The 13,544-nt window shown below is 41.3% G+C and carries 15 protein-coding genes and 1 tRNA gene; 2 read left to right on the top strand and 14 right to left on the bottom strand.

Features of this window, described 5'->3' with window-relative positions:
• Positions 1-186: 186 nt before the first annotated feature.
• The 11 genes from ybgF to CWC30_RS16960 all read right to left on the bottom strand — a co-directional run bounded on the left by ybgF (position 187) and on the right by CWC30_RS16960 (position 11,298).
• The gene (gene ybgF, locus CWC30_RS17010) at positions 187-939 is read right to left on the bottom strand and encodes a tol-pal system protein YbgF (protein ID WP_036983047.1); all 753 of its coding nucleotides are present in this window, start codon (positions 937-939) and stop codon (positions 187-189) included.
• 13 nt (positions 940-952) lie between these two features.
• The gene (gene pal / locus CWC30_RS17005; RefSeq protein WP_036983049.1) at positions 953-1,492 is read right to left on the bottom strand and encodes a peptidoglycan-associated lipoprotein Pal; all 540 of its coding nucleotides are present in this window, start codon (positions 1,490-1,492) and stop codon (positions 953-955) included.
• Positions 1,493-1,527: 35 nt separating this feature from the next.
• Positions 1,528-2,886 (bottom strand): Tol-Pal system beta propeller repeat protein TolB, encoded by a 1,359-nt coding sequence (gene tolB, locus CWC30_RS17000; RefSeq protein ID WP_013464640.1) that lies wholly within the window; start codon positions 2,884-2,886, stop codon positions 1,528-1,530.
• Between the two features lie 8 nt (positions 2,887-2,894).
• Entirely contained in the window at positions 2,895-3,800 is a 906-nt protein-coding gene (tolA, locus tag CWC30_RS16995; protein WP_076920777.1) for a cell envelope integrity protein TolA, read from the bottom strand.
• Between the two features lie 4 nt (positions 3,801-3,804).
• Positions 3,805-4,236: a protein TolR gene (gene tolR, locus CWC30_RS16990; RefSeq protein WP_069439284.1), complete on the bottom strand. Its 432-nt coding sequence runs from the start codon at positions 4,234-4,236 to the stop codon at positions 3,805-3,807.
• A complete protein-coding gene (gene tolQ / locus CWC30_RS16985) occupies positions 4,223-4,927 on the bottom strand; it encodes a protein TolQ (protein WP_016899821.1) in 705 nt (234 codons plus the stop codon). Before tolQ ends, tolR begins: the two co-directional genes overlap by 14 nt.
• 874 nt (positions 4,928-5,801) lie before the next feature.
• Positions 5,802-6,809, bottom strand: a complete 1,008-nt coding sequence (gene ruvB, locus CWC30_RS16980) for a Holliday junction branch migration DNA helicase RuvB (protein ID WP_013464636.1) — start codon at positions 6,807-6,809, stop codon at positions 5,802-5,804.
• Between the two features lie 7 nt (positions 6,810-6,816).
• Positions 6,817-7,434, bottom strand: a complete 618-nt coding sequence (gene ruvA / locus CWC30_RS16975) for a Holliday junction branch migration protein RuvA (protein WP_036983054.1) — start codon at positions 7,432-7,434, stop codon at positions 6,817-6,819.
• A gap of 2 nt (positions 7,435-7,436) precedes the next feature.
• Positions 7,437-7,961, bottom strand: coding sequence for a crossover junction endodeoxyribonuclease RuvC (gene ruvC, locus CWC30_RS16970; protein ID WP_008114131.1), 525 nt, complete (start codon positions 7,959-7,961; stop codon positions 7,437-7,439).
• Between the two features lie 132 nt (positions 7,962-8,093).
• Complete coding sequence (locus CWC30_RS16965; protein WP_138627695.1) at positions 8,094-10,595, bottom strand: ABC transporter permease; 2,502 nt, start codon at positions 10,593-10,595, stop codon at positions 8,094-8,096.
• On the bottom strand, positions 10,585-11,298 hold the full coding sequence (locus tag CWC30_RS16960; RefSeq protein ID WP_138627696.1) for an ABC transporter ATP-binding protein: 714 nt from the start codon (positions 11,296-11,298) through the stop codon (positions 10,585-10,587). Before CWC30_RS16960 ends, CWC30_RS16965 begins: the two co-directional genes overlap by 11 nt.
• Here CWC30_RS16960 and CWC30_RS16955 point away from each other — a divergent pair, their 5' ends adjacent.
• Together CWC30_RS16955 and CWC30_RS16950 are read left to right on the top strand one after the other, a co-directional pair.
• Complete coding sequence (locus tag CWC30_RS16955; RefSeq protein WP_138627694.1) at positions 11,299-11,922, top strand: arylesterase; 624 nt, start codon at positions 11,299-11,301, stop codon at positions 11,920-11,922.
• Positions 11,923-12,038: 116 nt separating this feature from the next.
• Positions 12,039-12,115: transfer RNA gene (locus CWC30_RS16950), tRNA-Pro, on the top strand.
• Between the two features lie 203 nt (positions 12,116-12,318).
• Here the strand turns inward: CWC30_RS16950 and CWC30_RS16945 are convergent.
• The 3 genes from CWC30_RS16945 to CWC30_RS16940 form a co-directional block, all read right to left on the bottom strand.
• Complete coding sequence (locus CWC30_RS16945) at positions 12,319-12,585, bottom strand: hypothetical protein (protein ID WP_138627693.1); 267 nt, start codon at positions 12,583-12,585, stop codon at positions 12,319-12,321.
• A gap of 74 nt (positions 12,586-12,659) precedes the next feature.
• A complete protein-coding gene (locus CWC30_RS18415) occupies positions 12,660-12,800 on the bottom strand; it encodes a hypothetical protein (RefSeq protein WP_171034745.1) in 141 nt (46 codons plus the stop codon).
• 9 nt (positions 12,801-12,809) lie between these two features.
• On the bottom strand, positions 12,810-13,082 hold the full coding sequence (locus CWC30_RS16940; RefSeq protein ID WP_138627692.1) for a terminase small subunit: 273 nt from the start codon (positions 13,080-13,082) through the stop codon (positions 12,810-12,812).
• Between the last annotated feature and the right edge of the window lie 462 nt (positions 13,083-13,544).

The raw sequence follows: 13,544 nt of genomic DNA, 5'->3' as shown, positions 1-13,544 counted from the left end.
CTGAGCTAATGACCCGCTCTTTTTGCCGCATTTCGAGTGGGGTTACCATTCGTTTGCTGCGGGCGCTTATAATACTTATTTATAAAATGAGTGCAACCGAAATTGTCTCTTTTTTTAAGTTTTTATGTCTAGTTGAGCAATTTTAGACCGCTTATGACAAAAAGCAGTCTAATCAAGCATCAACATTTATTTTGATAAGCGTTCTGTGGCTAATTTAGCAGCAGTTGTACTTGGGTACTGATTGATAAGCTCATTCAGTATTTTTTGTGCTTCTGCCTTCAAACCTTGCTCTTGTAAAAGTGTACCAAGCTTTAACATCGCATCTGGGCGTTTATTTGAATTTGGAAATTCGTTAACAACTACTTTAAAGTGCTCGGCTGCTTTTACACCGTCATTTTTAATCGTTAATAGTTGTCCCAGCCAATAATGTGCGTTTGAGGTGTACACTGAATTTGGATACGTTGTTAAGAACGCTTGAAATTCTGGAATAGCTTGGTCGTAGCGTTTATCTTTCATTATAAGCGCAACAGCACGTTCGTACGCTTCGTTTTCAGATAAATCGCTGCTGTAGCTCTGCTCGTTACTAGGCTGTGTGTAGTCTGTTGTAGGCGCTGGAGCGGTCGGCTTTGCATACGCTTGGCTAACACGGTTCTCAATTTCTTGATAAAGCTCGCGTTGACGCTGGAGTACTTTTTCAAGCTTATAGCTTTGCTCTTCTGTTACTCCGCGTATTTGACTAACTTCATCTTGCAGTAAATTGAGCTGTTGCTGTAACTCTACTTGTAAAAAATTACGCTGTTGCATCATACTTTCAAGTGTTGCTAAACGCTTTTCAATGCTTGACTGTGAACTTGCAGCTTCTGAAACAGGAGCGGGAGCAGCCAAAACTTGGGTGCTCCCGCTCAATATCATGGCTGCCAAAATAATTTTCGGCTTCATAATATCTCTTATCTTAGTAAACTAGTACCGCACGGCGGTTTTTAGCGAAAGCAGACTCAGTGCGAGATTTAACCATTGGCTTTTCTTCGCCGTAGCTAACTACTGACATTTGGCTTGCAGAAACACCTAAGCTTTGTAGGTATTTTTCAACTGCTTGTCCACGGTGCTCACCAAGTGCAATGTTGTACTCTGGCGTACCGCGCTCATCTGCGTGGCCTTCAATTAATACTTTAACAGAAGGATTTTTAACTAAAAACTCAGCGTGTGCACGAAGTAAGTCTGCATATTTGCTTTCAACTGTGGCTTTATCAAAGTCAAAGTAGATAATTTGCTCTTGACGAAGCGCTTCGTACTTTTGACGAAGTTGCTCTTCTGCTTGTTGCTCTGGCGTCATTGTGGCTACTTCAACTGTATCCGTTGTTGTTTGCTCAACAGTTGCTTGGTTTGACTGGTTAGCTGCATTTTCGTCGATATCTGAAGATGAGCTACAAGCTGCTAGTGTCATTACTGGCACAGCAATTAGCAGGCCTTTAAGTATTTTGTTAAGTTGCATTGAGTAGATTCCTATTTTGAGTAAACCAGCAATTATTACTGTAAATATGGCGACCAAGCAGGTGCCTTTACTTGTCCATCAAGCACAGGTAAACGTGCTTTAAAACGACCGTCCATCGATACTAGCGCAAGTACCTGTTTATTATTGTGGAGCGTGCTGTATATAATCATCGAGCCATTTGGCGCTATGCTCGGTGATTCGTCAAGGCGAGTTCGTGTTAAAACTTGAAACGCACCTGTAGCCAACTCTTTCTTAGCAAGATGATACTGTCCGTTAGTACGGTTTACCATCACTAATTCTTTTCCGTCTGGCGAAATAGAACCCGCTAGGTTCATGTCACCGTCAAAGGTTAATCTTTGCGTTCTGCCAGTTTTTAAATTTAACTTATAAATCTGAGCATTACCACCCCTTTCCGACGTAAATACTATATCTTCACCATTTGGGTACCACGAAGGTTCGGTATCTATACTACGATGGCGTGTTAATCGCGTCTCTTTACGTGTTAGTAAGTCTAATAAGTAAACCTCAGTTGCACCAGTTTTATCTTTTGACAGCACTAGCAGTAACTTTTTACCATCTGGCGAGAATTGCGGCGCGCCGTTAATTCCCTTGTAGCTGGTGATCAATTCGCGTTTACCCGTATAAATGTCTTGAATGTAAATTTGGCTCTGGCGATTTTCAAAGGTTACATACGCTAACTTAGTACCGTCAGGTGACCAAACCGGCGACATTAATGGCTCTTTTGAACGCAATAATACTTGTTCATTAAAACCATCGTAATCAGCAACGACTAACTGATAAGGCTTTTCTTCGGTATCACGTACAATAACATAGGCTATTTTTGTTAAAAACGCGCCTTTTTCGCCAGTTAGCTTTTCATAAATAACATCACTAATGCGGTGCGAGTATCGACGAAATCCAGTTTCACCAATTACGCTTTGACGTGCTTCTAAAATATGGTCTTGGCTTTGAACAAGCTTACCGTTGCTCATCATTTGTGTTTCACCGCCAGTAATTTGGCCGCGAATAACATCAACAAGCTCATAACGTACTAAGTAACGTCCGTTGGTTTGCTGTTCTACTTCACCTACTAAAACCGCTTCAACGCCTTTATTAACCCAAGCGCCGTAATCAATATCGCCGTCTTTATGTGGTTGTTGAGGCATTTGTGAAACGCTAACTGGCTTAAATTTGCCACTGCGCATTAAATCAGCAGCAATAACATCGCTAAGCTGCTCTGGAATAGGGCCAATACCTTGATATTTAAAAGGCACAATCGCAATCGGTCTTGCACCGTCTATACCTTCAGTAATAACAATTTCAAGTGCCGCGTGTGCAACACCCTGAAACCCTAATATTAAAACTAAACAGGCTATTTTAATTTTGTTAAACATGTCATCCCTTAAAACTCTGGCGCGATGGTTATATTAATATTCTTTAATTGTTCGAATACGTCTTTATCTTTCGATACCGGTAATGTGTCGGCCATGCGAACCGCTCTTAAAGCAGCTTCACACACTAACTTATCACCGCCTAACGACTTAACCTGCGTAACCAAGCCATTAAACCCAAGACGGAGATTAATGCGGCATTGCTGGTTTTTCATTTTTTCATCAATTAATAAGTTTTGCTGAATACGCGCCATAATTAATGCACGGTATTTATCAACTTCACTCACTACTTGCTGTTGACGTATTTTATTGCGTGCAGCCTGCTCTTTGGCAAGTTGCTCTTGCAGTATTTGTTCTTGCAATGCTTGCTGACGTTTACGCTCAGCTTCTTCAGCACGTTTTTTACGCTCTTCTTCGGCTTTTTTAAGCGCGGCTTCTTCGGCTTTGCGTTTGTCGGCAGCCGCTTTAGCAGCATCTTCAGCCTCTTGCTTTTGCTTTTGCGCTTGTTTGGCTTTTGCTCGCTCACGTTGTTCTATTTCGCGGGCTTTTTTAGCTTGAGCTTCGGCTTCGGCTCTTTCTTTCTCTTTAGCTTTGCGCTGCTGCTCTAGCTTTTTAATGCGTCTTGCTTCAGATTCTCTTTGCTTACGTGCTTCTGCTGCGCGGCGCTCTAAATCACGAATGCGTTTATCTTCAGCGCGCTTTTTATCTTCTTCTTTTTTGCGTAACTCAGCAATTTTTTGCTCAACCTGCTGTTGATCCACGGTCACAGCAGACACCGCATTTTCTGGCTCAGGAATGGCGGCATTAAGCGTCACTTCCATTACTTTAGGTTTAGGTGGATGAATGTTTGCTGATGCATACAAAAATCCCCCTAATGCTAAATGCAGTATTACTGATTTGATTAACGACGTATTCATATGACTACTTGGTCCCCTCAAAGGATTCGGTCATTAAGCCTACCGATGGTACACCTGCATTCTTCAAAAAATCCATGAGCAGTAACACTTCTTGATACGACACTTTACCTGAGCCTTTAATCATTACTGGGGTATCAGGGTTTTTCATTAGTTGTAGTTTAATTACAGCGGCTACATCTAATGCTTCCATTGGCTCTTCCGGATCAGCACCTATGCTTACATAATACTTACCTTGCGAATCAATAGAGGCAATAATGGGCGGCGTGTCCTTGGTATCAACTAAGTCTGACTCTTCCATTTTTGGTAGGTCTACTTTTACGCCATGGGTTATTAATGGCGCAGTGGCCATAAATATAATAAGCAACACCAACATTACATCAATGTATGGTACTACATTAATTTCTGCGACTGGGCGACGCTTTTTACGCTGGTACATTCGCTTGAGCCTCTATTTGGGTAGCTGCTTGACGGTGTAAAATATTGGCAAATTCTTCCATAAAGTTAATGTAATGAGATTCTAACTTTTCAACTTTATTAGCAAATCGGTTATAGGCAATAACGGCAGGAATAGCCGCAAATAAACCCATTGCTGTTGCAATCAAAGCTTCTGCTATACCTGGTGCAACCATTTGTAAGGTTGCTTGTTTTACTTCACCTAAGGCAATAAAGGCATTCATAATACCCCATACTGTACCAAACAAACCTATGTAGGGGCTAATTGAGCCAACGGTTGCTAAAAACGATAAGCTTGATTCTAGTTTTTCTATTTCACGAGAAAGCGCAACCCGCATTGAACGATGCGTGCCTTCCATAACAATGCCTGCACTTTGAAAGGTATTTTTTTTGTGGCGTGCAAACTCTTTGAAACCTGAGGTGAATAACGCTTCAATACCCGTTGATTGACCACCGCGTGATGAAATTTCGTTATATAGCTTACTTAGGTCAACACCAGACCAAAAACGTTGCTCAAATTTTTTGGCATTTGCTAAGGCGTCAGAGATGGCTTTTTTACGTTGAAAAATAATAGCCCACGACATAACCGACATAGCAACCAACGCTAGCATTACTAATTGCACAAGCAAACTGGCTTCTAGAATTAGATCTAAAAAATTAAGCCCTGATCCCACGTTAAACTCCTAAATAATTAAAAACATCAAATTGATTTATTTGAGTAAGGTAACTTTGTAACACATTAGCCACCATTAAAGTTCAGCTAGTGTATCTAGTGTATTTCCTGCTGACAACGATATTGCTGTGAATAGCCAACAAAAAACGTTAAAAAAATAATTTTACTACTTAACTCTTGTTTTACTGTATAAATAAATAACAACAAGACTATCTATAAGCCCGCTTAATTTCACTAAAGAGTCACAAAAATACGCTGTTTATTCAAAATTAATGCATAAGCACTCATAAACACTACACGCTTACCTTAACGTAATAGTAAAACTAATACCGAACGTTTATATGTTAATACACATAAACAAAGCATTTCATTAACTTATAGAATTAATGGTTAATTAACATGCAACATTAAGTAAAAACAGAAAACCCCTGCTATTAGTTTTTTTAATCTGAAAATATAAATTTTCTAGTTTGAACAAATTCTGCCGCTTCGGTATTATTCTCCTATACCGAGCTAGCGCATTAAATGAAAGCTATTTCATTGAATCCAGTTCTTCGTAATATGATTTATTTCGTATTACTTTTTTACTTCTTGGGGTATGACCTCAACAAGTAAAACGTAGTTCCCTAGATTACTTCCTTAAACTTGTTGTTTGCCCGCATTATTTGCGGGCTTTTTTTTGCCCGCAATTTGTAAAATTAGTTACACTCGGGCTCAATACCGTTACTACAGCCGCACAATAGCCTGATATGTCTTAACGCTCAGTGAATTATTGGCAAAGTAAAATACGTCTAAATTTAGCCTTTGCTTATACAAAAAAGCCACTGTCGTTAAAATGACAGTGGCTTTAGAAAGAGTCTCGTTATTCTGGTTATTTAGTCTTTTTTAGGTAACAAGCCAAAATGGTGATACGCATTATCAGAGACAATTCGCCCTCGCGGCGTGCGCTGAATAAACCCTTGTTGAATTAAAAACGGTTCGATCACATCTTCTATGGTTTCTTTCTCTTCGCCTATTGCCGCGGCTAGGTTGTCAAGGCCAACAGGGCCACCCATAAACTTTTCGATGATGGCGAGTAAGTATTTACGATCCATGTAATCAAAACCGCTTTTATCAACGTCAATCATGTCGAGGGCTTGTTGAGCTACCTCAGCATTAACCGTACCGTCTGACTTTACTTGGGTGTAATCGCGCACTCGACGCAATAATCGATTTGCAATACGTGGCGTACCGCGCGAACGTTTGGCTATTTCGGCGGCGCCATCGTCACACATTTCTAAACTAAGATAATGCGCTGAGCGCCCCACAATATGTGATAAGTCTTCCACAGAATAAAATTCTAAACGCTGTACAATACCAAAGCGGTCACGCAGTGGAGAAGTTAATGACCCTGCACGGGTAGTTGCACCAATGAGTGTAAACGCAGGTAAATCAAGCTTAATAGAGCGTGCAGCTGGCCCTTCACCTATCATAATATCGAGCTGGTAATCTTCCATTGCCGGGTAGAGTATTTCTTCAACTTGCGGGCTCAAACGGTGAATTTCATCAATAAACAGTACATCACCCTCTTCAAGGTTAGTAAGCAATGCGGCTAAATCGCCCGCTTTTTCAAGCACAGGCCCAGAGGTGGTTTTAATATTTACATTTAATTCGTTGGCTACAATATTGGCAAGCGTGGTTTTACCTAAGCCTGGCGGACCGAATATTAATAAATGATCCAACGCTTCGCTGCGGCTACGCGCGGCTTCAATAAATATTTCCATTTGTTGCTTAACATGCGGCTGACCACGATAGTCGGCCAGTAACTTTGGCCTAATAGCACGGTCTATGGTGTCTTCGTTGGTTTTTTCAGCAGCATCTATTAAGCGATCAGCTTCGATCATAATTTACTCACAGCATTGATTTCAAAGATTCTTTAATTAGAACCTCAGTCGACATATCGGGTTTGCTTATTGATTTTACTGCTTTTTGCGCTTGTGGCAATTTATAACCGAGCGCCACTAACGCCGAAACCGCATCATCGGCCGCATTATTGGCTATAGTTGCATCGCTCGCAGGCTCTATTACGGCGCTATCGCTAAATGGGGTAAATAAGTCATTACCCCAATTTTTTAATCTGTCTTTCATTTCGAGCACTAAGCGCTCTGCGGTCTTTTTGCCCACCCCTGGCAATTTAACCAAAGCGGTAGCATCTTCATTATTTACGCAACTTACAAACTGCTGCGCCGACATGCCCGACAAAATAGCTAAGCCTAATTTAGGCCCTACTCCATTAGCTTTTAACAGCTCTCTAAATAACGCACGCTCGGTTTTATTATTAAAGCCAAACAATAACTGTGCGTCTTCGCGTACTACAAAATGAGTGTACACAATGGCGTTGTCGCCCACTTTAGGCAAATCGTAAAAACAGGTCATTGGCATTTGTACTTCGTAGCCAACGCCGCTCACTTCTAATAGTATTTCTGGGGGCTGTTTTTCAACTAACACGCCGTTTAAGCGACCTATCATTGTTATTTCCTTAGACGTCCTCTAACGGTTTTGCTTGCGCTACCCGCTAGTTTTATTAAATTTTGTTCAGAGTGGGCATGGCAAATTGCAATTGCAAGCGCATCCGCCGCATCGGCTTGCGGCGTACCTGGCAGTTTAAGTATGTTTTTAACCATATGTTGAACTTGCGATTTATCTGCCCCACCGTTACCCACAACGGCTTGCTTTATTTGCCGTGCTGAGTATTCAAAAACCGGTAAGTCGGCCATAGAGGCACCGACAATCGCAGCGCCACGAGCTTGACCTAGCTTTAAAGCAGAATCAGGGTTATGCGCCATAAATACTTTTTCTATAGCAAATGTTTCAGGCGAAAATTGCTCTATAAGCTGTGTAATGCCTTGGTAAATCATTTTAAGTCGGGTGGGAAAGTCATGATCGGCTAATTTAATACAGCCACTGCCTAAGTAAGTAAACTTAGCCCCTTGGTGCGCAACCACACCGTAACCCGTTAAACGCGAGCCCGGATCGATCCCTAAAATTATGGCCAAACAGCACTCTCATTATTGTTATTTATTAATAGTGCTAATAATGCCAGAGCACTGTATAAATTACCAGTACCAAGCCAAAACAAAAATGCCTACATAAAAAGTAGGCATTTAAACGCTATTTGGCTGAAAAGTTTACGCCAATGCGCGTACTAAGCCTTGGGTATTTTGTTTAAGCGTACGGGCAATCATAAAATAGCCTAACCCTGCTACAAACACGCCACCAGCAACGGGGCCAATAATCCAAATATTAGGATGCAGCTTACCCGCTAAATCAAACATTTGCTGCTGAACAATCAATAACGCAATATCGCTGAAAAATGCAGCCACCAGTCCGGCTAAACCGCCCAGTAATAAAAATTCATACAAGGTGGCATTTTTGATTAATCGGCTTTTAGCGCCCAAAGTACGCAGTATCACAATTTCTTGCATCCGCTCACCTAAGCTTGCTTGCACCTGCGATATAAGTACCAACGCGCCACACAACACCACAATAGCCAGTACAAAGCCAATAGCTAACGACACTTGCTCAATAGTCGATTGAATTTGTTTAACAAAGTTGTCTACATCAATTGCTGTAATCGTAGGATATGTACGTAATAACTGGCTAAAGTCGCGCTTTTGCTCAGGCTCAATACGTACTGATGAAATATACGTGGCCGGAAAGTCTTTGAGCACATCAGGGCTTAAAATAATGAAAAAGTTAGGTTTAAGCGTGGCCCAATTAACTTTACGTACACTGGTAATTTTAGCGTCGAACGACTGCGCACCAATTAAAAACGTGAGGGTATCGCCCATTTTCACATCAAGGCGCTTCATCATAGACTCTTCAAGTGAGGCCTCAGCTACTGCGTCATCGCCAAACCACTGGCCATCGATAATGTCATTTTGTGAGGGGACTTCGTTAAGCCAAGTTAAGTTAAGCTCGCGGCCAATACCTGAGCGGGCTTCTTCGTCTTTTTTCTCGTTGTCTTGCAATGACACTTCACGTGCTACTGCTTCGCCATTTACTGCATTTACGCGGCCACGAATCGTTGGGTAAAACTCCGACACTTGAATGCCTTTTTGCGCTAAGTATTCATTTACCGGATCCAGCTCATTTTGCGTAATATTAACCAAAAAGGCATTAGGTGCATCGCTTGGTAACTGAGACTGCCAATCCGAAATAATGTCGTTTTTTAGCACAATTAAAAACAACAGTAATTTAATCGCTAGCGAAAAACTAATTAGCTGCACCGCATTAACGTTGGCGCGCTTTTGAATAGACGCAATAGCCAACGACCAGCTGTTACCTGGCTTTAAGCCAAGCTTTCGGCCCCCGCCAAATATTAATTTAGAAATTAAAAACAACACTAAAATAAGCGCAAGCGTTGAGGCAAATAAAATAAGGGTAATTTTAATATTGTTACTAAATAACCACATTAATAAAAATACCGTTAAGGCGCTAAGCCCTAAATGGATTTTACTTACCGCAAGGCGATCACCTAAATTACGGCGAAGCACTCTAAGTGGTGGAATATCAAATAAATCTAACAATGGCTTAATAGAGAACATAACCGCACAAATAACCCCAGTGCTAATGGCGACTAACCACGGTTTAAACCCTGCCATGGGCAGTTCGGTTCCCATGCTTTTTGCAAGGTAACCAGTTGCAACTTCTTGTAAGCCGTAACCAATAGCAAGGCCAACGACTACCGCCATGGTACACACCATTAATAAGTGCATAAGGTAAATTTTGCGGATCATATCGCGGCTGCCACCTAAGGTTTTCATCATCGCGACGGGGTCGTATTGGCGCTCACAATAGCGCTTAGCTGATACCGCAATAGCAACCGCGGCTAATATAATGCCCAGCAAACCTGCTAATAATAAAAAGCTTTCGGCTCTGTTTAAGCTATTTGAAATGGGCGATTGACGGTCTTTTACACCATACCAGTTTTGGTTTTCTTTAAGTTGCGGTTTTAACCAATCGTAAAAACTATTGATGTCGCTTTCATCACCTGCATACAACTGGCGGTAAAATACACGGCTACCGGGCTGTATTACTTCAGTTTTTGGTACATCATCAATATTAATAAGTACTCTGCGACTGCTAGAGAACACATTAAATGGCGCATCGGGTTCTTCTACAATCACCTTTTCCACATTGAATAACGCGGCACCTAATTCAACTTGGTCGCCTACGTTTATGTTTAAACTGTAAAAAACAGATTCACTTAACCATACGTTACCAGGGCTTGGCGCACCGGGTGCAACCTCAGTTTGAGCATTCAAACCCGACTTAACTTTCAATTGGCCTTTAAGCGGGTAACTGTTTGATGCAGCCTTTACCGAGCTAAATTGCATTTCATCGTTTGCAAACAGCATAGTGTCAAAGTACACCATTTGTGCAGTTTGTAAGTTTTGTTGTTCTGCTTTGGTTATAAAGGCGGTATCTATGGCGTGATTGCTGGCAAGAACACGATCTGCTGCTATAAAGGCACTGCTTTTTTGGGCAATACTTTGTGCGATTCGCTCAGTTACCATAGATAAAGTAAGCACGGTTAATACTGCCAGTGCAATGGCAGCGCTTATTACGGTTAGTTCACCACGGCGAAACTCACGAGAAAATAGTTTAAGCGCTAATTTAGCCCACATTTGCCATTTCCTCTGTTGAATTGTGTACCAGCTCACCGGCTTCAATCTGAATAATACGTTCACACTTTTGCGCCAGTGCTTCATCGTGGGTAACTAAAATAAGCGTAGTGCCATTTTGTTTATTTAAATCAAATAATAACGCTTCTATCATGTGGCCGTTTTTGCTATCTAGGTTAGCTGATGGCTCGTCGGCAAACAGTATTTTAGGCGAACCCACGAATGCGCGAGCAATGGCAACACGTTGTTGCTCACCACCAGATAACTGCGACGGGTAATGATCAACACGGTGACTCAAGCCGACTTTTTCAAGTAATGCGAGCGCTTGCTCTTTAGCATCATGTTCGCCAGCAAGCTCAGCGGGTAACATCACGTTCTCAAGCGCAGTTAAACTTTGTACCAACATAAAAGACTGGAATACAAATCCGACTTTAGCAGCTCTCAGTGCTGCACGTGCTTCTTCATCTAATTCGTGCAGCGGCTCGCCATCTAACATCACCTCGCCACTGCTGGCGGTATCAAGCCCTGCTAGCAAGCTCAATAATGTAGATTTACCAGAGCCCGACGTGCCCACTACGGCAACAGACTCGCCATGCTTGACATTAAAGCTGATGTCGCTGAGGATGGACAACTCACCTTCAAAGGTGGAAACCACTTTAGATAAACCATTTACTTGAATTATATTTAATTGAGAAAGCGCTGACATATGACCCATTCAATCCTACGTTGTGTATTCATTTTATTTTTAGTTATTAACCCACTACACGCGGTAGCTAACAACACGATTTTAATACTTGGTGATAGTTTAAGCGCAGCCTATGGCTTAAAACAAGAACAAGGCTGGGTGCAATTGTTACAAGATAAATACGATACCGAGCAACGCCCTATCAACTTAGTAAATGCCAGTATTAGCGGCGAAACCACCGGCGGTGCATTGCGCCGATTAGACGCGCTACTTGAGCAATACCAGCCAACTCACGTACTCATTGAGCTTGGTGCTAATGATGGCCTGCGCGGTTTTCCAATCAAAAAAATGCAAACTAACTTAACGGCTTTAATTGAAAAAAGCCAAGCTGCAAATGCACAAACCGCACTTATGGAAATTTATATTCCACCTAACTATGGCCCACGTTACAGTAAAATGTTCACCGATAGCTTTGCCAGTGTTAGCAAAGCCACGGGCTCGCATTTAATGCCGTTTTTTGTGCTTAAAGTAGCAGGCAAAAGCGAGCTGATGCAAAACGACAACTTACACCCTAACAAAACTGCCCAACCAATACTACGAGATGAAATGTATAACACGATCAACCAGTGGTTAAATAAAGAGTAAAGCCGTGTAAAACTTCTGGCGCAAGCGCTTAATATTAAACGCTTGCGCAATAAATATCCAAACAAACAAAAGCTTATTGATTTTTTTATAAATACACGTACTATTGCAATCGAAGTCGGTATGTGGCGCAGCTTGGTAGCGCACTGTCATGGGGTGGCAGGGGTCGAGAGTTCGAATCTCTCCATACCGACCATTTAATCCTTTAAAATCAACTCCTTACTTGCATAATTTGATTTTTAAATAAATTAATTTTTAAATTTAATTTTCCGTGTCCCTAATATGTCCCTACAGTGGATTAATTCATCTAAAATTTTCACTCTACAATGTCGGTAATGTTATCAACGTATGACTTCCGAAAATCCTTTTAAAGAGTCAGAAAATTCCATCTAAATTTGTCTAGTTTAGATCAATGGCAAACATATCATCACTAGGCTTTTCTACTTTTTCAACTTTAAGTATTGATACTGGCGCGACTGCTGGCAGCGCAAACTTAGACAGCTTACAAATTGCGTCTATACGCTCCGCTGGGTTTAATTCTTTGAGTAGCTCTGGTAATTGTTCAAATTCATCAGCCAAGGCATTAACTAATAACTGTCGAGTCTCAAACGTTAGCTTATTAGGTGTTCCCGCCTTGTGCCCACCTGTTTTTTTACCTGCTGCCATGATTATCACTCTCGTTTATCTTTCTATAAGTTGGGGTTTGCTAGATTCTGCTAGGATAATTTAGGTTTTATAATCTAGCATTTAGATCCGCATCTTAAACGTTCAGCTAATGTATGACTTACTTTTATACTGGTGTTAGTCTCGAGCGGTGCGTTATCGCCTTGCATTTCGTTATGGGCTTTTATAGCGGCAATGGCTGCCGTTGCGTTTAACACTCCCTTTTCTTAGTGCTCAGTCATAGCCGTTTCAATGATGGATTGTAACGCCACCAGCTTTTTAGTTTTAGACCCTATAAATTCATTATGCGCTTGCTGCTGGTGAATTTTTATGGCTTTTTGAATTAAAGGTTTTGTAAGGTTTTCAGCGCCAATAGCTTGAGCCGTCTTTTCACTATAACCAGCTTTAATTGCTGCCTGTGTCGCGTTACCACCGTTTAAAAGGTACGCTTTTATGAAAGCACTTTGTTTAAGTGTTAATTCGTTGGTGTTTGTCGTCATAACTTAGCCACTGCTTTTTTTATTAATATTGTTATATTATAGCATTTGTATGGTTAAGTGGTTAGGCATGGTTAAGTAAAATAAAATCTACTTAACCAGCCTACAGGGCTTTACTGGTGGGGCTTTGCGCTAAAAATGGTTAGGTGGTTAAGTGACTTTGCCCACCTTTAGGAATTTAGCCGCTGCTTGTTGGCTGCTTGAGATGGATTTATTATCCGGAGTTTAGGTTAGCTAGCATAACAACGACAACAAGAATGAGTTCAATAGACATCTTCAACGCTGGCGAGAGTGTTTTATCTTCTTGTAACTGAATTTTAGTTTGCTCAACTATTTCAGTGATATTTATGCTGTTTAAATTCATTAAAGCTAGAGCGATAGGGTAATCGCTCTAGCTTGGCATACTGGCAGGATCAGCCAATAGCTAAAAATGATCCTTAGAAAATAGTTTGTCTTGGTGAAGAG

Source organism: Pseudoalteromonas sp. S4741, assembly GCF_005886135.1.
GTDB lineage: Bacteria > Pseudomonadota > Gammaproteobacteria > Enterobacterales > Alteromonadaceae > Pseudoalteromonas > Pseudoalteromonas tetraodonis.
This window is presented reverse-complemented; position numbering and strand designations above follow the sequence as displayed.

Excerpts from the sequence above, each read along its gene's own strand:
- CWC30_RS16940 (WP_138627692.1), bottom strand. The coding sequence starts at position 13,082 with ATGACGACAAACACCAACGAATTAACACTTAAACAAAGTGCTTTCATA.
- tolR (WP_069439284.1), bottom strand. The coding sequence starts at position 4,236 with ATGTACCAGCGTAAAAAGCGTCGCCCAGTCGCAGAAATTAATGTAGTA.
- ruvB (WP_013464636.1), bottom strand. The coding sequence starts at position 6,809 with ATGATCGAAGCTGATCGCTTAATAGATGCTGCTGAAAAAACCAACGAA.
- CWC30_RS16960 (WP_138627696.1), bottom strand. The coding sequence starts at position 11,298 with ATGTCAGCGCTTTCTCAATTAAATATAATTCAAGTAAATGGTTTATCT.
- ybgF (WP_036983047.1), bottom strand. The coding sequence starts at position 939 with ATGAAGCCGAAAATTATTTTGGCAGCCATGATATTGAGCGGGAGCACC.
- tolA (WP_076920777.1), bottom strand. The coding sequence starts at position 3,800 with ATGAATACGTCGTTAATCAAATCAGTAATACTGCATTTAGCATTAGGG.
- ruvA (WP_036983054.1), bottom strand. The coding sequence starts at position 7,434 with ATGATAGGTCGCTTAAACGGCGTGTTAGTTGAAAAACAGCCCCCAGAA.
- pal (WP_036983049.1), bottom strand. The coding sequence starts at position 1,492 with ATGCAACTTAACAAAATACTTAAAGGCCTGCTAATTGCTGTGCCAGTA.
- tolB (WP_013464640.1), bottom strand. The coding sequence starts at position 2,886 with ATGTTTAACAAAATTAAAATAGCCTGTTTAGTTTTAATATTAGGGTTT.
- CWC30_RS16945 (WP_138627693.1), bottom strand. The coding sequence starts at position 12,585 with ATGGCAGCAGGTAAAAAAACAGGTGGGCACAAGGCGGGAACACCTAAT.
- CWC30_RS16955 (WP_138627694.1), top strand. The coding sequence starts at position 11,299 with ATGACCCATTCAATCCTACGTTGTGTATTCATTTTATTTTTAGTTATT.
- CWC30_RS16965 (WP_138627695.1), bottom strand. The coding sequence starts at position 10,595 with ATGTGGGCTAAATTAGCGCTTAAACTATTTTCTCGTGAGTTTCGCCGT.